Annotated in this window: 14 protein-coding genes; 12 read left to right on the top strand and 2 right to left on the bottom strand. The window is 45.2% G+C overall.

Annotated elements, in window-relative coordinates:
- Positions 1-35: 35 nt before the first annotated feature.
- Complete coding sequence (locus FGT79_RS22850) at positions 36-1,172, top strand: response regulator (RefSeq protein ID WP_138755159.1); 1,137 nt, start codon at positions 36-38, stop codon at positions 1,170-1,172.
- Positions 1,173-1,208: 36 nt separating this feature from the next.
- On the top strand, positions 1,209-4,340 hold the full coding sequence (locus FGT79_RS22855; RefSeq protein ID WP_138755160.1) for a hybrid sensor histidine kinase/response regulator: 3,132 nt from the start codon (positions 1,209-1,211) through the stop codon (positions 4,338-4,340).
- Between the two features lie 107 nt (positions 4,341-4,447).
- On the opposite strand, the gene FGT79_RS22860 is transcribed toward FGT79_RS22855, so the two are convergent.
- Positions 4,448-5,113, bottom strand: coding sequence for a PspA/IM30 family protein (locus tag FGT79_RS22860; RefSeq protein WP_171056386.1), 666 nt, complete (start codon positions 5,111-5,113; stop codon positions 4,448-4,450).
- 28 nt (positions 5,114-5,141) lie between these two features.
- Positions 5,142-5,357 carry a PspC domain-containing protein gene (locus FGT79_RS22865; RefSeq protein ID WP_138755162.1) on the bottom strand — a complete coding sequence of 72 codons (216 nt, stop codon included), beginning with the start codon at positions 5,355-5,357 and terminating at the stop codon, positions 5,142-5,144.
- 357 nt (positions 5,358-5,714) lie between these two features.
- Here FGT79_RS22865 and FGT79_RS22870 point away from each other — a divergent pair, with 357 nt between their 5' ends.
- The 10 genes from FGT79_RS22870 to FGT79_RS22915 all read left to right on the top strand — a co-directional run bounded on the left by FGT79_RS22870 (position 5,715) and on the right by FGT79_RS22915 (position 25,590).
- The gene (locus tag FGT79_RS22870) at positions 5,715-10,091 is read left to right on the top strand and encodes an S-layer homology domain-containing protein (protein WP_138755163.1); all 4,377 of its coding nucleotides are present in this window, start codon (positions 5,715-5,717) and stop codon (positions 10,089-10,091) included.
- 380 nt (positions 10,092-10,471) lie between these two features.
- Positions 10,472-13,672, top strand: a complete 3,201-nt coding sequence (locus FGT79_RS22875) for an outer membrane protein assembly factor BamB family protein (RefSeq protein ID WP_171056387.1) — start codon at positions 10,472-10,474, stop codon at positions 13,670-13,672.
- A gap of 284 nt (positions 13,673-13,956) precedes the next feature.
- The gene (locus FGT79_RS22880) at positions 13,957-15,708 is read left to right on the top strand and encodes a sensor histidine kinase (protein ID WP_171056388.1); all 1,752 of its coding nucleotides are present in this window, start codon (positions 13,957-13,959) and stop codon (positions 15,706-15,708) included.
- Positions 15,705-17,312 (top strand): helix-turn-helix domain-containing protein, encoded by a 1,608-nt coding sequence (locus FGT79_RS22885; RefSeq protein ID WP_138755166.1) that lies wholly within the window; start codon positions 15,705-15,707, stop codon positions 17,310-17,312. Before FGT79_RS22880 ends, FGT79_RS22885 begins: the two co-directional genes overlap by 4 nt.
- Positions 17,313-17,702: 390 nt before the next feature.
- A complete protein-coding gene (locus FGT79_RS22890; protein WP_138755209.1) occupies positions 17,703-18,572 on the top strand; it encodes an ABC transporter permease in 870 nt (289 codons plus the stop codon).
- A gap of 21 nt (positions 18,573-18,593) precedes the next feature.
- The gene (locus tag FGT79_RS22895) at positions 18,594-19,490 is read left to right on the top strand and encodes a carbohydrate ABC transporter permease (RefSeq protein ID WP_425465040.1); all 897 of its coding nucleotides are present in this window, start codon (positions 18,594-18,596) and stop codon (positions 19,488-19,490) included.
- A 73-nt stretch (positions 19,491-19,563) separates the two neighbouring features.
- Positions 19,564-21,111, top strand: a complete 1,548-nt coding sequence (locus FGT79_RS22900) for an ABC transporter substrate-binding protein (protein WP_246096565.1) — start codon at positions 19,564-19,566, stop codon at positions 21,109-21,111.
- 312 nt (positions 21,112-21,423) lie between these two features.
- A complete protein-coding gene (locus FGT79_RS22905; protein WP_138755167.1) occupies positions 21,424-22,599 on the top strand; it encodes a GntR family transcriptional regulator in 1,176 nt (391 codons plus the stop codon).
- A 258-nt stretch (positions 22,600-22,857) separates the two neighbouring features.
- On the top strand, positions 22,858-24,168 hold the full coding sequence (locus FGT79_RS22910; RefSeq protein WP_138755168.1) for a glycoside hydrolase family 125 protein: 1,311 nt from the start codon (positions 22,858-22,860) through the stop codon (positions 24,166-24,168).
- 54 nt (positions 24,169-24,222) lie between these two features.
- Positions 24,223-25,590 (top strand): extracellular solute-binding protein, encoded by a 1,368-nt coding sequence (locus FGT79_RS22915; RefSeq protein WP_138755169.1) that lies wholly within the window; start codon positions 24,223-24,225, stop codon positions 25,588-25,590.
- Positions 25,591-25,620 lie beyond the last annotated feature (30 nt).

Here is a 25,620-nt window from a genome sequence, read left to right on the forward strand (position 1 = left end):
GATAATGAAATGGCGGAGAGGGGACTGCATGCTTTATGCTAAAAGCTATTTTGATTGATGATGAGGAGCCTGCACTGGTACATCTGGAGCGCTTGCTCAAAGCAGATGGACGAGTACAAATTGCGGGCATGTATACCTCCGCTCAGGAAGGGCTGGATCATCTTGCCCAGAACGATGCCGATGTTGCGTTTCTGGACATCGGCATGCCTGAGATGAATGGCTTGCAAGCAGCGGAGAGAATTCAATCTCTTTATCCGCATATCCGTATTATTTATGTGACCGCCTATTCCGCGTATGCTGTAGAAGCCTTTGAGCTGTACGCTCTTGATTATTTGCTCAAGCCCGTGGATGCGTCGAGAATAGGGAAAACGCTAAATCGGATCGAGGAGTACGCGAAGCTTACGAGCAAGCAGCCACTGGTTGTTGTCAGCGAGCCAAGCGGAAACGAGCTTTCAGTACGATTATTCAAGCGCCTTGAGCTTAGAGGTGGAGGCGGATTAAATGGCAAAGTGAAATGGCGTACGAAAAAAGCACAGGAGCTTTTTGCCTATTTGCTTCATTTGGAGGGGACATGGGTTACGAAAGATCGACTTATCGAAACGCTCTGGAGAGAACAGGAGCAAGATAAGGCGATAACCTACCTTCATCATTCCGTTTCTCGAATCAGATGGCTGCTACGGGAATGGGGCGTATCGATTACAGTCGAGTATGAGGATGAGAGCTACCGGCTTACCTCAACGGGCATTCGAACGGATGTAGCCGAATTCGAGGAAGCATTAACTGACTTTCCTCACAACGCTCGAGCGAATTGGAGCCGCTATGATTATGCAGCATCTCTTTATGCGGGTGAATATTTGGAAGACCATAATTATGACTGGGCAGAGACTCGGCGAACCAATCTGCAGCAACGCTATTTTCAATTAGTATGCAGTATGGCGCGTCATGAGCTGCAAGAAGGTCGTGAACGTTCTGCCATACAAAGGCTATTAAATGCGCAGGCGGGATTCCCATACTCGGACGAACTGTGCCGGCTTCTAATGACGGGCTATTCCAGGCTCAAAGACGTTGCTGCGCTTAACAATTGCTATACCGCATTTGAACTTTTATTATTCAGTGAGCTTGGTGTTATTCCAGAGCGACAAACAACTGATCTGTACAAGCAGCTACTTTAGACGGCATAAGCTTATAGGCTAGGAGGCAGCGATAGGATGAAAAAACAATGGTGGACGGTAATTGTATTCTTCCTAATCGTTGTAGCATTTCCGATATACGAATACGTTTATCAGCAGCTGGATGAAGACAAAGTTCCCCACTCGAATGCAGGTACACTTGATCTTACACATTGGAATTTTAGCAAGGACGGATCGGTGGCGCTTAATGGCGAATGGGAATTTTATCGTGATCAACTGCTAACGCCTCAGCAATTCATTCAATCAGATTCAAACACATCGAAGGGGCCTGAACTAACAGGCCTCTTTGCTGTACCGGGGCATTGGAACTCCTATATAGCTGAGAGTGGAGAGCCAACTGGCGCGGGATACGGCACATATCGTTTACGTATACATATGGGTGAACAGCAAGAAAGGTATTATGGCATCAGAACGACGAATATCCGAATGACGAATAAAATATTTATTAACGGTGAGGAAGTAGGAGCAAGCGGCGATCCAGGTGTATCGAAGCAGACGAACAAAGCTTCTAATATTCCTTATATAGGTGTGGTTGCAATAAATGATCCCTTCGTTGAGATTATCGTTCAGGTAACCAATTTCGACTATTCTACTGGAGGTATCATATATCCGATCTGGTTCGGCAGTGAACAAGACATTCGAAAAACACGCGAGTTCAGACTGTTTGGCGAGTTCTTCAGTATTATCAGCTTTTCTATTTTCTCTATTTTTTTTCTTTACTTGTTTTACTTGCGAAGAGAGGAGCGCTCGCTGCTTTATTTAGCGCTGAGCTGCTTGTGTTTGTTAGTGTATGTGCTGACGCATGGTGAGAAGCTGCTGGCTGTAGTAATACCACAGTTAAGTTATGAAATTATATTGAAGTTGCAAAGTGTATCTTCAGCATTCGGGCATGTATTTCTGCTCTATTATATTTATGTGTCTATTCCTAAGGTTATTAACGAAAAGCTATGGCAGGCATGCAAGGCTGCTGCGATGTTTGTATTGATCGCTTCTTTTATTTTGCCCAGCATGCTGTATTCTCAGTGGTTTTTTATCGCAATTCTGATTTCTATGTTTGTTTTTAGCGTCATGCTGAGCACGCTTATCAAAGCTGTATTACTCCGTACTAAAGATGCGTATTACTTGCTGTTAACTGCGATTAGCGTATTGGTGTATCTTATCGTCAGCATTATGCAGGTGTTTGGCATGCTGGAGAGCCATTTCTATGTTTCGTATGAGCTTCTTATTCTCGTTATCGTGCAGGTGGCCATGTTGGCAAGACGTTTCTCTAATTCTTTCAATGAGGTGGAAGAGCTCTCACGCAAGCTTCTCACTGTTGATGGATTAAAGGATGAGTTCATGGCTAATACGTCGCATGAGCTTAGAACTCCACTGCATGGCATAGTAAATATTGCAGAATCGCTCTTGGAAGGTGTCGCAGGTAATCCGAGCAGCGATCAGGCAAGGCAGCTTTCGATGATCGTATCCACGGGCCGGAGACTGAACTATTTGATCCATGATATCTTGGATTTCTCCACGCTTCGCAACGGTCAGCTTATGCTGAATCGTCAAGCTGTCGACCTGCCAGCAGCAGCGCAATCTGTTATGGAAGTCGTCGGACATCTGGCTGAGAAGAAAGGGGTACAGCTTATTCAGGAATGGCCGAGTAGTCTGCCTATGCTTGATACCGATGAAGAAAGGCTTAGGCAGATTCTATTTAATCTGCTTGGCAATGCTGTGAAGTTTACCCATTACGGTCATATTCGAATAACTGCTGAGATGAAGGACCAAATGGTTATTATCCGCATAGCGGATACAGGTATAGGCATTCGCCCGGATCGTCTGGATGAGATATTCAAACCTTTTAACAGCGTAGGACATGCTGATATTCAAGCGGGCTTTAGCGGGACGGGCATCGGTTTGAATATTTCGAAAAAGCTTGTTGAGCTTAACGGAGGCAAGATATGGGTGCAATCCGAGCAGGGCGTAGGTTCGACGTTCTCCTTCATGCTGCCGGCTGCCAATCAAGCTGCGATCTCAGATGCAGGGGCAGGTAAAAGGAACAAGGGAGTCTTTGAGTCGCCTTTCCAACGCGAAACGTTCATCTCTCATAATAGAGACGATAATGGAATGGATAGAGATACTCAGCACTTTACGGTGCTCGTTGTAGATGATGATCCAATTAATCTGCAAGTACTTATCAACCTATTGTCGACCGAGCATTACAAGGTCATAGCTGTAGATAATGGAGCCGATGCTCTTCTTGCGTTGTCAACAAAGCGCCGCATTGATTTGGTCATTACAGATTGGATGATGCCGGGTATGTCGGGGCTGGAGTTGTGCAGGAGGATTAGAGAGCGTCATGCGCTGTCTGAGCTGCCTGTGCTCATGCTCACAGCAAGAAGCCTTGCAGGTGATATTCAGACAGGCTTCAGTGCAGGCATAAACGATTTTCTAGCGAAGCCTGTGGATGGTATTGTGCTGCGTGCAAGAGTAAGAACGCTATTGGAGCTGCGCCAATCTGTGCAAGCGGCTATTCGTTCGGAACTTGCATTTCTGCAGGCACAAATCAAGCCGCATTTCTTGTATAATGCGCTTAATACAATTATATCGGTTTGCCCTACCGATCCGCAGAAGGCAACGGAGCTGTTGATGGATCTGAGTAAATATTTGCGAAGCAGCTTTGATTTCCATAACCGTCAGCAGATCGTGCACGTAGAGAAAGAGCTAGAGCTAGTTCGCTCTTACGTCGCACTCGAGCAAGCGCGATTCGGCAAGCGTCTGCAGGTGATGTATGAAGTGGAGGGCCGATCACTTGGCTTCATTCCGCCCCTCAGTATTCAGCCGATCGTAGAGAATGCGGTAAGACACGGCGTTATGCAGAAAGCGGCCGGTGGCACAATCCTGTTGAAGGTTCAACAGGTGGAAGATAAGCTGCAGATTTCGGTTACAGATAGCGGTGTCGGTATTAATGCAAATGATCTAAGCTCATTGCTGCTTGAGCAGCGTATTCTTGGGGGCGTAGGCTTAATGAATATTCACCGCCGCCTGCTTTCGTTATATGGAGAAGGGCTTGTGATTACAAGCAAGGAAGGCGAAGGCACGACTGTTTCGTTCGAGGTTCCGCAAGCTAAGCAACTGGGTAATGAAAATGAAATTTATGAAGATTGATCCTAGCTGTAGGTTGTAAGCTGTAAGCTATTGATAGAATCGAAGCAGAGCATGAAAATAAGACCGCCATCCAAACAGGATCGCGGTCTTTGTCATTCGTTGCTTGTCTAGTTACCCGATGTTTTCTTGAGAAGACTGCTTAGCTCTTCATCTACTCGCGAACTGCGCAGTAGATCCTGCTGATTCGAATTTGCACCGCGGACGTCGGGGCCGTATCGCCCTCTAGCAAGCTCTTGCTGTGCTTCTTGTTCCATGAGCTTCTGTTCAATTCGATCAAACCCCTGAGAGGCTGAGCTTCCTTGGTAGATCGATGCTGGACTACCGCTGGTACTAGCTGTTTTCTGTAGTCTGGCAACAAGATCTTGGCGTTTCTCTTGAAGCCTTGTTTTTTCTTCCTTCAATGCTTCAATGTGTAGTTCCAAGTCGAGTGCAGCCTGGTTGGCAAGCTGAAGCAGTTTCTGTGTTTCTTCTGTTTGCTCTGAATAGAGAAGCTTCGCTTCAAGTGCTGTACGGGCCTCTGCTTCACGTTCCTCTATAGCCGCTTGCTCTGCTTTGCTTTCATAGTAGGAGGCTTGCTCGCCAAGCTCGCTTTGCTTAGCCTGTAAGAAGCGTACTTGCGCCTGCTGCTTTAGTTTTTCGTGTTCTGCTTTCGCAATTTCTTCATCCAAATCTCTCAAATAATGATTCAACATCAAGACAGGGTTCTCAATTTTGTCTAGCATCTCATTTGCGGCAGCCTTCGTCATATTAGCAATACGTTGTAAAATTCCCATAGTATCATCTCTCCCTATTCGGTTTGGTTTAGTAATGATCAACGAATCTAAAATCATGGTTTACGGCTTTAGGTACAAAGAACGCAGCGAGGAAATAAATCAAGATCACTGCTCCAAAGCTGAAAAATGCAGCGATAACAACTAGCAATCTTATAATCGTTGAATTAATGCCGAGCCAATCTCCAAGACCTCCGCATACACCTGCTAGTTTACTGTCCGTTGTTGATCGAAATAACTTTTTCATATCGTTCATCCTTCCCATCTGCTCATCTATGTCCTTATTGTAGTGCAAGGCTTACGATCTCGTAACGGACCGCGGTCCGTTCTATATACTAGGCTTTAGGCGGGCATTGGTGCGACAAATGGCGGGGGCGGATATATGATGGAAGCAGTCAATGTACTTGGAGAAAAAAAGATAAAATATCCAATTTCTTTAAAGGTAATTGTCGAATTCAGTCGTTTTATAAATGATCATAGAGTATGATTTAATTAAGTGTTTTTAAAGCAATAGTACGAAGTAGATAGGGAGGTTACCTCATCTCTTGAAATAAATGCTTATGTGTTCAGCGTATATTTAAAAAATCAAAAAGGGGTTGAAATTATGAATAAGAATGCTGTCTTTTTACGAAAGCCTGCAATAGCAGTTCTTTGCTTTTTTATTGTTTTCACACAAGTTATTTGGCTAGCTCCTACAGCATCAGCTGCAATAGGTCCAAATACGATTACTTTTAGTTCAAATAACGGTATTCCAGCGAATACTAAGGTCGTTTCGGATGGACAAGGCGGGTCTAGCAATATAGCTGGAATCGATATAGAATTTTCCGCCAAAGGTACTTCAAACAACGATTTAAACTTAACACATGAGGTGCCACAGGGTTACAGTTCAACCGCACTAGCCGCAGGGTATGCTGCAAATACTGAACAATCCGCATGGTATATCAAGAGCAGTACGCCATCAGAAAACTTCTCGCTACACTCAATACAATTGGAGGATTACGGCTTAATAAATGTACGTATTGGAGGATTTGATAATGGCACTCAAATCGGGAACTGGATTGATTTATCAATAAATACTGCCCCGAGTTCCTTCACATTTAATCGAGGGAATGGTTTAACCAGCATATTTGACAATGTTGATGAGATTCAAATTGTACCTCAAGGGAGCGAAATGTGGATTGGTATAAACAACGTCCAAATTAATGATCCGGTACTAACTCCACCATCCATTACAAGTGATCCTGCTAATAAGTCAGTTACCGTAGGCGGGAGTACATCCTTTACGGCTTCCGCTTCTAATGCGAATAACTACCAATGGCAGGTCAATAAAGGTTCTGGTTTTGTGAATATAAGTAATGTCGCTCCTTATAGTGGGGCATATACATCAACCCTATCTCTATCAAGTGTAACTGCGGATATGAATGGATATTTGTATCAAGTGGTTGCTAGTGGAGCGGCTGCGCCTGATGCAATCTCGAATCAGGCGACTTTGACAGTTATTGTTCCTGTTTCAAATTTCATGAAAACAGTTCACGATGCGAATAGTGCAGCTTTTACGTGGAATGCAGCAAACGGGGCGTCCAACATTGTCATTCAACAATCACCTGCAGGTGCTAACACATGGACAACTGCAACCACAGGTGCGATTGCTACAAATGCGACAACAGCAACAGTGACAGGGTTGAATCCGGCAACAGCGTATGATTTCCGCTTAGTTGTTACGGGCGGGGCTAATGCAGGCAACTCGAATACAGTCACAGTAACAACGAATACGGCTCCAGTAACGAACTTTACAAATACAAATAAAAGTGCATCGACAGCAAACTTTACATGGAGCGGTGTAACCGGTGCTTCAACTATTGTGATTCAACAATCACCAGTTGGAGCTAATACTTGGTCAACTGCGACCACAGGAGTGATTGCTACCAATGCGACAACAGCAACCGTATCGGGTCTAAATGCAGCTGTAGCATATGATTTCCGTCTTGTTGTAACGGGGGGATCGAATGCAGGCAGCTCTAATGTGGCGACGGTGACAACGAATTCAACACCTATAACGAGCTTTGCGATTGATAGTAAGTCAGGAACAACTGCTGGATTTTCATGGAGCGCGGCTAGTGGGGCTTCAAGCATTATTATTGAACAATCGCCTGCTGGAGCGGGTACATGGACAACCGCGACGACAGGAGCGATTGCCACCAGTGCGACAACAGCAACGGTAACGGGACTGAGCCCAGCAACAGCTTACGATTTCCGTTTAGTTGTAACCGGCGGGGCGAACGCAGGCAACTCGAACGAAGTGACGGTGACGACAGATCCAGCACCAATATCGAGCTTTACGAATACAAGCAAAACGGGAACAACAGCTGTATTCACATGGAGCGCTGCTAGTGGCGCGACAGGCGTAACCATTGAACAATCGCCTGCTGGAGCAAATACATGGGCGACAGCCACAACAGGAGCGATAGCAACGAATGCGACAACGGCAACGGTTACTGGGCTAGATGCAATAACCAGTTATGATTTCCGCCTTGTGGTAACAGGCGGTGCGAACGCGGGCAATTCCAACGTGGAAACAGTGACGACAAGTACAATTCCTGTAACGAGTTTTGCGAATACAAGCAAAACGGGAACAACAGCTGTATTCACATGGAGCGTGGTTAGTGGAGCGACAGGTATAAGCGTAGAGCAATCGCCAGCAGGAGCGGGCACATGGACAATAGCCACAACAGGAGCGATCTCAACGAATGTGACAACGGCAACAGTAACCGGATTGGCAGTAATAACCGGCTACGATTTCCGCCTTGTTGTAACAGGCGGTGCGAATGCAGGCAATTCGAACGTGGAAACAGTGACAACAAGCTCAGTTCCTGTTGCGAGTTTCGCAAATACAAGCAAATCTGGAACGACAGCTGTATTCACATGGAGCGCGGTTAGTGGAGCGACAGGTATAATCGTAGAGCAGTCACCTGCTGGAGCGGGCACATGGACGACAGCGACAACAGGAGTGATCGCGACGAGTGCGACGATAGCAACGGTTAATGGCCTAGATGCAGTAACCGGCTATGATTTCCGTCTTGTTGTAACAGGTGGGGCAAATGCGGGCAACTCGAACGTGGAAACAGTGACGACAAGCACAATTCCCGTAACGAGTTTTGCGAATACAAGCAAAACGGGAACAACAGCTGTATTCACATGGAGCGCGGTTAGTGGAGCGACAGGTATAACCGTAGAGCAATCGCCTGCTGGAGCGGGTACATGGACAACAGCGACAACAGGAGCGATCGCAACGAGTGCGACGACAGCAACAGTCACTGAGCTAGAAGCAGCAGAGAGCTACGACTTCCGCTTAGTTGTGACAGGCGGAACGGATGAAGGTGACTCGAACACCGTAACCGTGACGACGAACGCAGTTCCGTTAACAAGCTTCGCTGACACTAGCAAAACAAGCTCTATCGTAACATTCGCATGGAGTGCTGCAATCGGAGCAACAAATATTGTGATCGAGCAATCGCCAATCGGTACAAACACATGGACGACTGCGACAACAGGCACGATTGCAACGAATGCAACCAGCGCAACGGCAACAGGCCTAAGCGCATCAACAGGCTACGATTTCCGCCTTGTGATAACAGGCGGTGCGAACGAGGGAATCTCCAATGTACGCTCGGTTGTAACAGCGGCTGCAAATGTTACGTCATCTACACCATCAACGCCAGCTATCTCGGAGACAGGTATTGAGGTGCTAGTGAATGGCAAGGTAGAAAATGCAGGAATTGCTGTGACAACGACGGTTAATGGTCAACAGGTTGTCAATGTAAAAGTGGATCAAGCAAGGCTTGAGAAAAGGCTTGCCGAAGAGGGACAACTTGCCATAATTACGTTCCCACTTCCTATGCAATCAGATGTTTTTGATGTAGAGCTTAATGGACAAATGATTATGAGCTTGAAGGGTAAGGAAGCGACCATCGTCATACAAAATGACCAGTTTACGTATACGCTGCCTGCTTCACAAATTAATATACAAGAGCTCTCGGATAAGCTGGGAAAAGAGATCTCATTGAATGATATTAAAGTCAATATCGGTATTGCAGAACCGCTCGAGGGAACGCTGAACGTTGTTGCGAGCTCTGCAGAAAAAGGCGGGTTTGTACTTGCGGCACCTTCTTTGAACTTTACTGTACATGTACAATATGGAAACGATTTGATTGAACTGACCCAATTTGATGTTTATATTGAGCGCACCATCGCTATTCCAGATGGCGTCGACCCAAATAAAATTACTACGGGAATTGTGGTCGAATCTGATGGAACAGTCCGTCATGTGCCAACAAGAGTTGTTGAAAAGGAAAAGAAGTATTATGCAAGGGTGAATAGCTTAACTAACAGCACTTACAGCATTATATGGAATCCGATTACCTTTAAAGATGTTGAACAGCATTGGTCGAAGGATGCTGTCAATGATATGGGCTCACGTCTGGTAATCAGCGGCGTTGGTAATGAGCTTTTTAACCCGAACCAAGACATTACCCGCGCAGAATTTGCGGCAATTATTGTTAGAGGACTTGGGCTCAAGCAGGAGCAGGGTACAGGCTCATTCTCTGATGTAAAAGCAGCAGATTGGTACAGCGGTTATATCCAAACGGCCTATGAATTTGGTTTGATTAACGGCTTTGAAGATGGAACATTCCGTCCGATGGACAAAATCTCAAGAGAACAAGCAATGGCTATCGTTTCCAAAGCGATGAAATTAACAGGTCTAAGCGACAAGCTTCCAACCGTAGGTTCAGAGATTGCGTTGCATTCGTATGTGGATGAAAGCCTAATATCTGCTTGGGCGCTGGAATCTGTTCAGGACAGCTTGCAGGCGGGTATTATTACGGGTAGAAGTGAAACGAAGCTCGCACCTAAAGAGCATATGACAAGAGCTGAGGTAGCTGCGATGATTCAAAGACTTCTAACCAAGTCTGATTTAATTTAGCTTTTATATTGGTTTAGTTGAAGGGGCCGAATCTCGGCCTCTTTTTTTGGGGTAAGCCCAGCACTTTGAAACAGTCATTTGTACATCAAGCTGTTCAGGATAAGTTCTGCAAGTAAAAAGTCGGATAGGGGCTCACTGAAAAGGAAGTTGATCTATCGTTTCCATATGAAAGTATGCTTTACAGCAATCACATAATCTCCTATTATGAATCTAGATTTGATAGAGAAATAGTAGTAGGTATGGGAGGAAAGGCTAAATTGAGAAAGAGATTCTGTTATAAACGAGGAGTTTGTATACTCTTAGTTTTTGTCTGTTGTTTTCCAAGCTGGATGGCTCCTTTGTTTGTCCAAGCGGAGTCTGCCTCATCAAGTGGTTCATATTTGGCGGAGCGTTGGGCTCTGAACGTCGAAGGCGGAGTAGGTGCAGAACCGGTTATTGGAGCTGACGGGACGATGTACGTCTTAACGAAAATCGGGAAATTGTATGCAATAAGTCCGGCAGGCAAAGTGATATGGACAGCCACGGTTAGTCCTATGAGTAAAGAATATACGAATGAAAAAGGAAAGGTCTTACTAGGGAACGATGGGGTTATTTATGTAAGCTCAGGCGGGAACCTACATGCTATTCAAGCTGATGGAACAGTGAAATGGGTATATGAAACGACCTATCCACGCTTTGATAAGGTAGAATTACAGCGTAATGGATTGATTTATATACTAAATTTTCAATCCTTACATGCTATTCGTTTGGATGGAACCAAAGCATTCGAAAAGAAAAATATTACAGGTCTTTTGAAATATAAAGGCATTAGTGAAGATAAAATTTATCTGACTTCTCTCGAAATTTCAGCTAAAAATGTCGGTGATAAATACGTTCCTTCTTTTACTACTTACGCTGAGGAATTGAATACAAATGGTTCAACACGCTGGAAGTTGAATCTAAATAACACGATCTCCTATACGAATCCAAGTGTAGACGTTGATGGGAATATGCTGGTGTTTATTCAACCTTCGGAAATTAGTAGAGACTCTAAAATGCCTTATTACGTTCAATCTAGGCAGCCATCTGAAGTAAAGGTTATCAATGAAGGTACGGTGAGAAGAAATTATTCTCTATCAGGTAGTACGACAGCACCGATTTTATTCGATGAGCAGCGAAATGCTTACGTTGTTACAAGGGATGCTGTTGTTTCTAAATTTGATTCATCAGGCAAGCTTATTTGGAAGAACCAGCTTGATGAGCGAACAGACTTAAATGAGAATGGGATGGTTCTGCATCTTGAACAGGACGGAACACTCTTATTCTATAGTAGGCTTTATCGTTATGAGTCCGTCAATGCTTCGTCAGATCAAAGCGAACTCCACAAACTTGAGCTCCATCGATTTAGTCCAGATGGGAAGCTTATTTCTTCTACCGTTAGAAAATATGATGATCCAGTTGTATGGCTCGATAATGGAATGGTATTGTACGACGGATACAATAAGCTTATATTATCAGATTCAGAGATGAAAACAGTTAGAGAATTTGATGCTAGTTCTTTCTTTCATCTCACGTACATAGACCAGAAACAGATCTATATAGGGACAAACAGTGGAAGGGTAATTGCTCTGGAGCTAAGAAGCATCACAAATGAGCGTGAGGTTGTGTCCCTTTCTTTCGGAAATATAATTACACAGTTTCAAGTGGGAACGAATAGCACGCTACAAGCAAGTGTGAAGTATGCAGATGGAAAAGAACAATTGAATCCATCAGGTGTAATCTACCGCACCAGTAATGAAAAAATCGCATATTTCGATAAATCGGTGTTCCATGCGGTTGCTCCAGGTGAGGTGGAGGTGACAGCTGAATACCTTAATGTGAAAACGACAATTAAAGTAGAGGTAAATGAACGGCCCAATACGGAGAAGGCGAAAATCAAATATAGCGCTATGCTTTATAAAAAGTGGTCATACGTATTGCCGACGCTTGAAGTAAGTAAAAATGAAAGTTATCTAGCGCCAGTTCTATCAGAAGATGGTTCGATTTATGCGCTAAGTAGCCAGGGCAAAATCGCAGCTGTCAGCTCGGATGGCAAGATTCAATGGCAGCATAATTTGAATCAGCAAATAAGCAAGAAGCCGTTGCTTGGTCCTGATGCACGACTATATATCGGGACAAATAGCGGGCGGTTAATCTCTTATGATCTCATTAGCGGAGATCAGCTGCATAATGAGAATATCGCGTCGGGTTATTCTAGTAAACTGCTCGGCTGGGATCGTACAGGGAACAGATATACGGGATTCAGCATGAGTACCTCTTCCAGAACAGTGAGAGGTGAAAGCAGTAAGCTGCAAGCGGTTAGTACGGCGGATGCTTTGCGATGGACTACTTCCTTGGTTGGAGAAATTACGCATGATGAACCTGTCTTGAACATCAATGGAGACACGCTTTACGTCGTTACGAAGAACAGTGAAGCGGTCGGTGAGGTTTCATCAAATCCGACAGGGATGATCAGTCTTCGTTTTTTAGGTACGCTATATGCAATTAATGCTTCGTCCGGCCATATTCGTTGGAAATACGATCTTGGAAATGCGAATTCAATGTTCTACAAGCCATTGCTGCTTCAAGATGGCACAATTGCCGTTGCGAGCTCGGAAGGAATATTGAGTGCAGTTGATATGGAAGGGAAGCTGAAATGGAAAAATAACTTTAAAATATATTCACAGTCTGCACCTTTCATAAGCAAGAACAAACTAGTTATCGTCAAACAAAATATAGCTGGGGGTATAACCGAGGAAGAGAATGACGTTCAATTGTTTAACATGAAAGATTATCCAGTAGCAATTAATCAAAGGCAGAATGAATGGCTATTCACTTTAAAGGAGAATGCTATTGCTGCTAAAAGCCGTCATTCCATTGCGTCTTACGATACGGCTGGCAAGCAGAAATGGAGAATCGATCTTACGGGTGATAAGTCTAGTGTGAGCAGTATGACTAATGATCTTCAAGTAGCAGTGATTGATAATGGAAATGAACTAAGCTTATTTGATATTGAAGTGACACGATCCTCGGAAAATCTATTTCATGATATGAAGGTGCATTGGGCGAGGGAAGCTGTCGAGAAGCTGGTAGAGACTGAAGTTGTTTCTGGTTTCCCTGACGGAACGTATCGACCGAATGCTGCAGTCACACGGGAGCAGTTTTTGACTATGCTTACGAAGCAGCTCGATACTACTCTGAGGGAAACCGAGTTATCTTTCTCTGATGTTCCAAAAACGAGGTGGTCGAGAGCAGTGATCGAGTCTGCCGTGGCTGATGGTTGGATTGATACGGCAGCATATGGCGGCACATTTAAGCCGAATGATCCTGTAACGAGGGAAGAAATGGCGGTATGGACAGCTAAAGCATTGAAACTAACGGAGAAATCGGATGGGCTGGATAAGGTTTCTGATCGCTCTTCAATTAAGTCATTGAACAGAGGCCTCGTTGGCGCGGTTATTGATGCGGGTATCATTAATGGTTATGAGGATGGAAGCTTTAAGCCGATGGCGACATTGACTCGTGCAGAAGCAGCGATTCTATTGTCTAGATTAATACGTTAGCAGGTAAGAAAATCTATAGATTTTTTTCCATATAAAATTAATGCGTAGAGCTTGCTTTAAAGGTCATTGACCTAAAAGCAAGCTCTTTTTCTGTGAAAGTTTTACCGCTCACCTATCATCAATGGGGATAAACCGGAATGGAAAGTAACAGCATGCTGTCTTTATTTATAAATGTAAGAATCGGTCAGGGCCTTCATTGTCTTAACCAAACAGAAAGAGACTTTGCTATACATGTTGTAAACGATTACATAAATTCTTATAATGGCGATAGAAGGAGGCGGACGATGAAACGACATTCTTTACTTGTAAGCAGAACGCTGCGCTTCAAGCTGCTGTCTGGATTTCTGCTGCTCATTATTCCGCTAGTTGCTTTCATGATCTACAATAATATGTATGCAATTGATGTCGTTCGAAATCAGGTTGCACAGTCGAACAAAAATATGATCACCCTTTATATGGACCAGATCGATCGGAATTTGGAGGAAGTGGAGAAGTATCTATATAACATCGCTGCTCAGAATACAGGACTGCTCGTGCTAGAACAGCCACGTACACGAGACGAGGGTAAGTATTCATTGGAGAAGATTAGATTGTTCCAAAGTATGCTCAAGGATCTTGGCAATTATCGCAGCGTTGATTTTTTCTTTATGTATTCTCCTGCTAATCAGGATTTGATGGCTGTTACGGGTAATGAGATTAGTTATTCAGAGCAAGTTGCCGCAGAGGAGAGCTTACGGAAACTACTGCTCTCAGAGGAATCTATACCAGATAAAAGCTGGTTCGTACATGCGATCAGCGACAACTACTACTTGGCCAATGTCGTACAGTATGGCGGGATATACATTGGAGCACTTGGTAATATAGAGCAGCATCTAGTCCCGCTAAGCTTACTCGATCTAGGGGATGAAGGAAGAGCCTTCCTCGTCACGGATCATTTTGAGCCATTGGTTGACGATGCCGAAGCTGTATCGGCTATGAATATTCAACTGGATTACACAGGTGATAATTACAAATTAACGGGTAGTAAGAATGAATATATTTTAGTTGGCGAAGGCTCGCATCGGGGGACGTTCGGGCTGGCAGCAATTATTCCGAATAGTGCTGTACTGGAGAATCTGCCCTTTTTGCGCCGGATTGTAATGGGAATTACGATTGGTGCTTTAATTATTTTACCTATTATTGTATACCTGCTTCGCAAGCTGATTCTCGTTCCTATCAACCGGATTATACGAGCAATGCGGAGAATTGAGGACGGAAATCTGGATGTCAGAATAAGTGAGGAAGCGCCTGCACTTGAATTTGAAGTGATGAATAGCTCCTTTAACCGGATGATTGATCAGATTCAAGGGCTCACAATCAATGTGCTTGAAGAGCAGTTGCATCGCCAGAAGGCAGAACTGAAGCATTTGCAGCTGCAGATCAACCCGCATTTTTTTCTTAATTCGCTTAATATTATTTATAATCTCGCCCAAGTGAAAGACTACCAATTAATTCAAGAGATGACCCACAGCTTGGTTCAATATTTCAGATTTATGTTCCGCAGCGACTCTCCATTTGTCTCACTGGGCGACGAGCTTGAGCATACGTACAATTATTTGCGTATTCAGGAGCTTCGGTTTCCAGATTCCTTAACCTACAAGCTGGATATTCCTGACTCGCTTCTGAATGTTCTTGTTCCACCTTTAATGGTGCAGACATTCGCAGAGAATGCAATTAAGCATGGGATGGATAGCGAGTATCCATTGCATATAGCGATTCAAGTTACTTTTGGCTCCAATCCCGATGGTATGCTGCATATTTGTATTAGCGATAATGGGCGTGGCTTTCGTCCAGAGGTACTAACGCTGCTGCAGCACAATATGGAGCGTCATAACTCAAACGGTGAGCAGATCGGTATTTGGAACGCACGCCAGCGATTAGCGCTGCTATACGGGGGGCAGGCTCGGATTACTTTTTCCGTGGCAGACACAGGAGGGGCTCGAATCGATATTTGGCTCCCGATCATAAACGAGCAGGAAGGGATTGAACACAGATGAGAGAACTGCTCATTGTCGACGATGAGAAGCATGCAGTACGAGGCATCCGAGCAGGTGTGTCCTGGGAGGATCTTGGTTTCACACAGATTCATGAGGCCTACAGTGTCAATATGGCCAAGCAGGTGTTCGACGGCAGACGTATTGATGTGTTGATCTGTGATATTGAAATGCCGCAGGAAACAGGCTTCGAGCTGCTTGAGTGGGTGAAGCTGCATTCACCTAGTACGGAGACGATGTTCTTGACCTGTCATGCTGACTTCCGTTATGCACAAAAGGCTCTTCAGCTGGGCAGCTGCGACTATATGCTAAAGCCGGTACGCTTTGAAATGCTGGAGAAGGCAGTGCGTAAAGCTGTGGACAAGCTCGAGAAGGTGGAGAGTGAGCGTGAGAAGCTTAGCTTTGTCGATACGTACGCCCACTATTACAACTTATGGGAGGCGTACCAGCCGCTGCGGCTAGAGCGTTTCTGGCAGGATTTGATTAATCGAGCGGTGCCTGCAAGCAGGGAGAAGATTAGAGAGGCACTTTCTAAGGAGCGCATTGAATTAGGGGAAGCCGAACGATTCCAGCCTGTTCTAATCAGCATCCAGCGCTGGCATAAGGAGCTGACGCTGCGTGAGGAGAAGATTATGGAATATGCGCTTCGCAATGCGTTTGAGGAGCTGGCACTGACGAAGCAGCGCAGCGGCCAGCTCATTTCGCTGCGCAGCGGCGCCTTGCTTGTCATTATACAGGAGCAGGCAGAAGTCGGCGGCAGTTATATGGAGCAGCTTCGCAAATATATCGCCGCATGCAACGATTATTTCTTTTGCGATATATGCTGTTATGTCGGGGAGCCCATAGAAGCGGAAGGCATTCCGGATATGTATGATTCTCTGGTTGAACAGGAGATGCATAATGTAACGAGACGTAATGAGGTGATTAGGCTGCAGGAGTACGCTTCGAGGCCTGATGCCGCACCACTGCCGATTATGAACGGCTGGACGGAGATGCTCAAGTATGGCAGGCAAGCGGAGGCACAGCGCGAAATTACGATATTCCTAGAGCAAATGCGTTTGTCTGGCCGTGTCGATGGACGATGGCTAAATGCCTTCTACGAGGATATGCTGCAGATGATGTATCATGTGCTCCATTTCAAGGGGCTTAGGGCACATCAGGTATTCTCCGAAATGATTAAGCCCAGTCATACGAGAGATTCGAAGCGTTCACTTGCTGATCTTGGCGAATGGGTGAATAAACTGATCCATGAAGTCATGAGACAGATTCAGACGATGGATGAGGGCCAAACAGTGGTCGGAAAAGTACGTGCATATATTACAAGTCATCTGAACGAGGATTTGTCGCGCGACGATATTGCTGGTCATGTCTGCCTGCATCCTGATTATTTGGCTAGACTGTTCAAGGGCGAGCTTGGGCTTACGATTTCTGAATATGTGTTGCAGGAGCGTATCCAGAAGGCGAAGGAGCTGTTAGCGGGCTCAGACCTCGCAATTACAACGATCGCCTATGAGCTTGGGTACGGCAATTACTCCTATTTCTCCAAAATGTTCAAGAAGGCTACGCAGATGAATCCGCAGGAATATCGCAAGCTTCATTGTATGTAAAGGCTTCTATACTATCGTGAACAGCCATCCTTATCGGATTGGCTGTTTTTTAGTATTTCATTTGCTGCAAGCAGGGTGAAACGGCTGTCGCCGTTCTTTGGCGGCGCAGCGCGTTTCAGTCCGAGAAATATAACCGGCGTGTAAGGGTGAAACTTCTACATTCTTATATTTTGAAAAAGTCGGAAATAGGCAAGTTGGATGTCGGATTAGTCGTAGTGGCGCTAGATCAAAAAAATTAAGATGAGGATATAAATCACGAAGGGGGAATGATCTGTGAATACGGTAGCTGCCAAGACCACTGCTAAGGAAGAAGCGGGCATAAAGAGCGGTCGGAAACTGGGCTTTAAGAAAAAGCTAAGCAATTCGCTTAGATACTGGCCGCTGCTCGTTATGGTTATACCGGGAGTCGTTTATTTGTTTATTAACAACTATTTGCCAATGTTCGGACTTATTATTGCATTTAAGGATGTCAATTTTACGAAGGGTATTCTGGCAAGCGACTGGATCGGATTCAAAAACTTCGAATACCTGTTTAAAACATCAGATGCGCTGCTGATCACTCGAAATACACTTCTGTACAATTCTATATTTATTTTGCTTAATACAACTATAGCCATTGCAGTAGCAATCATGCTTAATGAAGTGAAGAAAAAGTTTTTCTCCAGATTTTATCAGAGCGTTGTCCTCATACCCTATCTGATCTCCATGGTTATCGTAGGTTATCTTGTACTGGCGATGCTGAGCGGCGAGACGGGTTTTATCAATAAGCAGCTGTTGCCGATGCTCGGCATAGAAGCGATATCCTGGTACAGTGAACCGAAGTATTGGCCTATCATTCTAACAATCGTAAATATTTGGAAAAACGTCGGCTATCTATGTGTCATTTACTTGGCTGCGATCATAGGTATTGATCCAGAATACTACGAAGCGGCTACGATTGACGGCGCATCGAAATGGCAGCAGGTAAGAGCGATTACGGTTCCACTCATCGCACCTGTTGTTACGATAATGACACTGCTCCAGATTGGGCGCATCTTCTACTCTGACTTCGGATTATTCTATCAGGTACCGCTTAATACGGGAGCGTTATTGTCCACGACGAATGTCATCGATACCTACGTATACCGTGCATTAATGAATCTTGGAGATATCGGAATGTCCTCTGCAGCGGGCTTGTATCAATCGGTTGTAGGTTTTGTTCTCGTTATTTTATCCAATTATGTCGTTAGTAAAAGAAATCGTGACAATGCGCTGTTTTAAGCGCGGAAAGGGGATATATTCGTGGTAAATGGGAAGCAAAAGCTGTTTCAGATAGGGCTGCATGTCGTGTTCTCAGCTATCGTGCTTATGTGCCTGCTGCCGTTCGTTCTGCTTATTATGACTTCGTTCACTGATGAGACAATGATTCTGCGTGAAGGCTACTCCTTCTTTCCAAGTAAGTTTAGTCTGGATGCTTACGCGTTCTTATGGAATGACAAAGAAAACATATTCCGTGCATATTTCACTACGATTATGGTAACCTTAGTCGGAACTTTCGCTGGGTTGTCAATATCGTCCTTGCTGTCCTACCCGATGGCTCGCAAAGAGATGCCGATGCGCAAGGCGCTTGCCTTCTTCGTATTTTTCACTTTGCTGTTCAACGGCGGACTTGTTCCAACTTACTTTATTTACACCCAAGTGTTTGAGCTTAAGAATACGATGATGGCTCTCATCATCCCAGGGCTGCTGACCAATGGTTTCTTCGTTCTGATCATGCGTACTTTTTTCATGAATTCGATTCCGGTTCCAATCATTGAATCCGCTTCCATAGACGGAGCAGGGGAGTTTAAAATATTTTTCAAAATCGTACTTCCGTTGTCATTGCCGATTCTTGCTACAATTGGATTGATGCAGACGATCGGCTATTGGAATGATTGGTTTAATGGTTTGATCTACATCACAGATAGCAAGCTATTCAGCTTACAGAACCTGTTAAACCGAATTTTGCTTAATGCCCAGTTCATTCAGAGCAACGCTTCTTCTATGAATATGTCGGATATTTCGGCGGGTGCCAAAATTCCTATGGAGACGATTCGAATGGCAATGGCAGTTATAGGGGTCGTTCCACTGTTATGTGCGTATCCATTCTTCCAGAAGTATTTTGTAAAAGGGCTAGTTATCGGTGCAGTGAAAGGATAATGTAGACTATTCGTGCTTTGAACGAGTTAGCAGCTTCACATGTCAATTATTATGCTTGGGAGGGGTTTTTACAATGGGGAAAAAAATGACTTCGTTTCGAGGTTTATGTCTTATTATGCTGGCGTTGGTACTTGTGCTTAGTGCTTGTTCCGGGCAGAAAAACGGGGGAAGCAGCAATACACCAAATGATGGGGCTGCTGCAGGTACGGATGGCAAAGAGCAGAACTCCGAGCTTAAACCCTATGAGCTGAATGTCGCTTATTTGAATATAGGAACAGCAACAGATATGCCTGAAGTACAAGCTGCGGTCAATGCAATTACAAAAGAGAAAATCAACGCGACCGTTAAGTTTATGCCAATCGACCTCGGAGCTTGGCAGCAGCAGATCAATCTGATGCTGGCAGGCAATGAGAAACTGGATCTGCTCGTTACCGGTTCAGGATTAAACTTTGGTACGCAGGCTGCCAAGGGTCAGCTTGTGCCGCTCGAAGATCTGCTTGAGAAATATGGTCAAGATATTAAGAAGATCGTGGAGCCGGATGTGCTGAAAGCGGCATCCTCGAGTGGAAGCATCTTCGGGGTGCCGAGCGTGAGAGACTGGGCGGCAGACTATGGGGTACTGATGCGAAAGGATTTGGTAGACAAGTACAACATTGATCTCAGTACAGTGAAGACATTCGACGATTTGGATGCTGTATTTGAAATCATTAAAAAGAATGAGCCGGAAATGGCTGCTATTATTCCAGAAGCGGCAAGCGTTGCGGTAGTTACATCCCTTGTTCCTGGACTTATTGATCCACTAAATGATGATAATGGCGTGTTGCCAGGTTTGGATAATGATCTGAAGGTTGTGAACTGGTTCGAAACGGAGCAATATGCCAGCTTACTAACAATGGTAAGAAGATGGTATGACGCTGGTTTTATTCCAAAGGATATTTCGACGAATCAGACCGCTTCTGAACAGCTTGTCAAAGCGGGCAAGGCATTTGCATTTATGGCCCATATGAAGCCTGGCTATGAGAACAAAACGTCGTTGCTGACAGGTACGGAAATGGTTGCGGTACGGATTCTTCCGCCAGTTGCCACGACGTCCTCGATATCTAACATTATGTTCAGTATTGCAAAAAACTCGAGTGATCCAGAACGTGCGATGATGTTCCTTAACCTTCTGTATTCTGATGCTGAACTCGTTAATCTGATCGACTATGGCATAGAGGGCAAGCATTATGAAGTTAAGGGTGAGGTCATAGGCTTCCCAAGCGGTGTTGATGCAAATACAGCTACCTACAACCCTAATTTTGGTTGGATGTGGGGCAACCAGTTCCTCTCACATGTATGGGAGGGCGATGATCCGAAAGTTTGGGAATTGCAGGATGCGTTCAACAAAGCAGCGACCAAATCGAAAGCGATGGGTTTCAGCTTCACCGTGGACCCGGTCAAAACAGAAGCTGCAGCCATCCAGAACGTTAAGGATCAATTTAAGATCGGTCTGGAGAACGGAACGCTTGATCCCGTGAAATACTTGCCAGAATTTATCGAGAAGCTGAAGGCAGCAGGTATGGATAAAGTCATTGCTGAGAAACAGAAACAGCTTGATGAGTGGGCAGCTGCCAACAAATAATTAGCTAACATCCATAGACCCGTATTAAGAATTCAGCCAACAGCCGTGCATTTCATGCAAAGCTGTTGGCTATTTTTATGAATAGAAGGTAAGCAATAAAGGGACGAAGGCCATTAGGTTGTTATCAGTCTGACCCAGAGCACCACTGTTCGGCATAAGACTGCTAGCGGTGCTGTTTTTCTCGTCAGATTGAAAATAAAGCGATATCAACCTTTCCATAAATGATATAACATAGTATACTAAATGGTAATGACTAATGAAGCTATAAGGAAGTAATGAATTTATGTCAAATAGATACTGAAGGTGAGTAGTATGGAAAGCATAAAATCTTTAAAGCCGCGCTATGAGCAAATGTATCTCATGCTGCGCAACAAAATCCAAGCAGAGGAATATGCGGTCGGTGACCGGATCCCATCGGAGAAAGAACTGATGGAGGAATTTTCTGTCAGCCGGATCACCTCCAAGAAAGCGCTCGACATGCTTGTGCAGGATGGATATATTATGAGACAGCCAGGGCGCGGCTCCTTTGTCATTAACTACAATAACGTAGAAACAGCGGAGCCAGGGCAGACGCACCAGCAAGAGCATATGCCATCAGGAGAGGATTCCGTGAAGAGCAAGCAGATCGTGCTGGGGCTAATTATGGAAGATTTCAGCGATAGCTATGGCAAGGAAATGTTGGCGGAGATGGAGCGTACCGCTCAGGAACTAGGCGTTTATTTGCTGCTGCGCATTTCGTTCTGCCAGCCGGAGGTCGAGGAGAAGGCGATTATGATGCTGCGGGAATACGGCGTTGACGGGTTAATCATTTATCCGACACGCGGGCAGAATTTCAGCACGGAAATTCTCAAGCTTGTGATCGACAAGTTCCCGCATGTGCTGGTGGACCGTTATTTGAAATGGACGGATACAACAGCGATCAGTTCAGACAACGTAGCTGCCACCCGCATGGGGGTACAGCATTTGTTTCAGGGCGGGCACCGTCACATTGGCTTGCTGGCTTCGCGTGTAACGGATAATGTGGCGATCGAGGAACGCATTGAGGGTTTTGTTCAGGCACATGCCGAAGGCGGTATTCTGCTGGATAGATCCTCCTGGCTGACGGATATGAATTGGACAGGATCCGAGCCTGCGGATGAACAAATTGATAAAAATGTCAAAATGATTCAAGGCATGTTGCTTGAGCATCCCCGCATTACAGCTTTGTTCGCCATGGAATATGAGCTTGCTCTGATTGCCAAGGAAGCTGTGGAGGGACTCGGTATGCACATACCGGGCCAAATCTCTATTATTTGTTTTGACAGCCCGCCGAGCACGTCGGCACTGTATTCCTTTACTCATTTGTTGCAAAATCAGAAGGAAATTGGACAGCTGGCTGTTCACAATGTGCTTAAGCTCATCGAAGGTGATTCGCTTCCTAGCAAAATATCGCTTGATGTAGAGCTAGTTTTGGGCAAATCAACAGGTCCGGCGCCGCAGCAGGCTTAACAACAATTCGGCTAAGCGCCATATTCAACTTGAACAGCTACTTCAGCTATTTATTGGGCATGCAGCAGCCTATTGCCAACGGGCTGTTTCTCTCTCATTTGTAATCCCTCTTCTTACATGGAAGAGGGATTTTTTGTACATATTAAGCTATAACGCTTCGCTTAAGTTGATATAACATAACATATTGACATATTAGTTTAGGTATATTAATATCTTAATCAACACCATGAAAGCGGTTAATTGAAAGGGATGTGTTGCATGTCTAGAGAAATAGGAGTGTTACCTGAATCTGTGCAAGGGCTGATTCGGGATGTAGAAGAGAAGCTGACTGATCGGCCGAAGTTGGCCCGCATGTTCGGCAAATGTTACGCGAACACGCTAACAACCACACTTAAGCCGCAAGCAGACGGCTCCGTGTTTGTTATTACCGGTGATATTCCGGCCATGTGGCTGCGGGATTCGGCAGCTCAAGTTCGGCCTTATCTGATTCTAGCCAAAGGAGATCAAGAGCTCGCGGCAATGATTGAAGGCGTTGTCAAAAAGCAGATTCAATATATTTTGCATGATCCTTATGCCAATGCATTTAATGAAACTGCTGACGGGAGAGGCCATCAAAACGATGATACTGTGATGACGCCTTGGATTTGGGAACGTAAGTATGAAATTGATTCCTTATGTTATCCGATCCAGCTTGCGTATCTGTTGTGGAATACAACAGGAAAAACCAGCCATTTGGATAACCATTTCCGCGATGCTTGCTACAGTATCCTGAAATTATGGAGAACGGAGCAGAATCACGATCAACATTCGGCCTACAGCTTCCAACGATTTGATTGTCCGGTTTCGGATACCTTGCCGAGTGGAGGTAAAGGAGCACCAAGCGCTCCAACGGGCATGACCTGGTCGGGCTTCCGTCCAAGCGATGATGCTTGTGAGTACGGTTACCTGATTCCATCCAATCTGTTCGCGATTGTTATTCTGGGCTACATGAAGACTATCGCTGTGAAAGTCTTGAAGGATGAAGAGCTGGCCAAACAAGCTGCGATGTTGCGTTCCGAGATCGAGGCAGGCACAGTCAAGCATGCGACAGTGGAGCATCCAACTCACGGCACAATCTATGCTTACGAGACAGATGGCCTAGGTGGCTATAACCTCATGGATGACGCCAACGTGCCTAGCCTTTTGTCCTTGCCTTATCTGGGATGCTGCGATATCAACGATCAGGTGTACCTGAATACGCGGAAATTTGTTTTGAGTGAAGAAAACCCTTATTACTACAGTGGTACGGCAGCCATGGGTATTGGTAGTCCTCATACGCCGAAAGGCTACATTTGGCATATCTCACTCGCCATGCAAGCGCTCACTTCACAGAATAAGGAAGAAATTGAACATCTGCTGAATGTGCTGGAGAGTACTGATGCTGGCACTGATTTCCTTCACGAGGGTTTTCACAAGGATAATCCTGCGGAATATACACGCGAATGGTTCTCCTGGGCAAATTCTCTATTCAGCGAGTTGATCCTGACCTACCTTGGTTATTCGGTTCCATCGAGCATGAATGCTCGTTAACATAGGAACACCGTCAAGTCAAAATTATATTCAGTCAAAAGGGGAGACATTAGGATGACGATTAGAAAGACAGTTTTGGCGGGAACATTAGCAGCAGTGACATTGTTGGCAGCAGCATGCTCTAGCAATACGGATACTTCCGGGGAGAACGGCAACGGTTCATCTTCAGTCGCTGATAAAACGATTACAGTCGCTTACGGCAAATGGAATGAAACAGACAACTGGGGCAAATGGCTGACAAGCGTCAAAGAGGATTTTGAAGCTTCCAATCCCGGCGTTAAAGTTGTATTGAATCCGATTGAAGGCTCGCAATATGCTACAAAAATCCCGCTATTGATGATGGATGAATCAACAGCTCCTGAGGTACTCGCTGAAGATTCCTTTATGATTAATGCGGACAGCGAAGCAGGCTATCTTGAGCCGCTGGCTGTAGATGCTTGGGACGATTGGAGCAACTTTAATGAAGGCATCAAAGCGGCTGTAACAGGAACAGACGAAAAAATCTATGGCGTACCATTCTCCACGGACGTTCGCGGACTTTACTATAATAAGCAGCTGTTCGAACAAGCCGGACTTCCTGTGCCTTGGGAGCCTAAGAACTGGGAAGATATTCTGACAGCTTCGCGCGCTATCAAAGCGCAACTTCCAGACGTTATTCCGTTCTGGATGAACTCCAGTAAAGCAGGTCAAGAGGCTACTACGATGCAGACGCTGCAAATGCTGCTTTACGGTACGGACAACACGATGTTTGAAGATGGCAAATGGGTAACAGAAAGCCCAGGGTTGCTCAGCTCTCTTGAATTTATTAACACGATTTATTCCGAAGGCATGGGTCCTAAGCTTTCGCAAGTGATGACAGCACAAGCTGGACAAATTCTCGAAACGGATCTGATGCCGAATAACAAAGTTGCCATTGCACTGAACGGCAACTGGTTGACAGGCAACTGGTCGCCAACAGGCGGCAAGCCATGGCCTGAAGCATTGGACGTATACGGCTTCGCTAAGATGCCGACGCAAAATGGACAAGGTCAAGGGTTTACGTCGATGTCTGGTGGTTGGACGTTGAGTGTTGGTGCCAAATCCGCACAGAAGGAACTTGGCTTTGAGTTTATCAAGCTGGCAACAAGCAAAGAACATAACAAAGAGTTCGCGATGCTGGATGGCGCTTTGACGCCTCGTACAGATGTTGCATCCGACACAGAGTATACAGGCCAACCGGGCACGCTGTATGGCGTAGCCGCTGAATTTATCACGTATACGCATGTTCGTCCGACGAACTCGGATTACCCAGCTGTATCCACGGCGGTGCAGGAGATGGTAGAAAAGGTAGCGAGCGCTTCGCTTAAGCCTGATGCTGCCATGAAAGACTATGCCAAGAGCGTGGAAAGAAAAGTCGGTGCTGATAAAGTAACGACGAAGTAACAGAACGGGAAGCCGATTGTTGCCTACAGT

Source organism: Paenibacillus sinopodophylli (assembly GCF_005930355.1).
GTDB classification, from domain to species: domain Bacteria; phylum Bacillota; class Bacilli; order Paenibacillales; family Paenibacillaceae; genus Pristimantibacillus; species Pristimantibacillus sinopodophylli.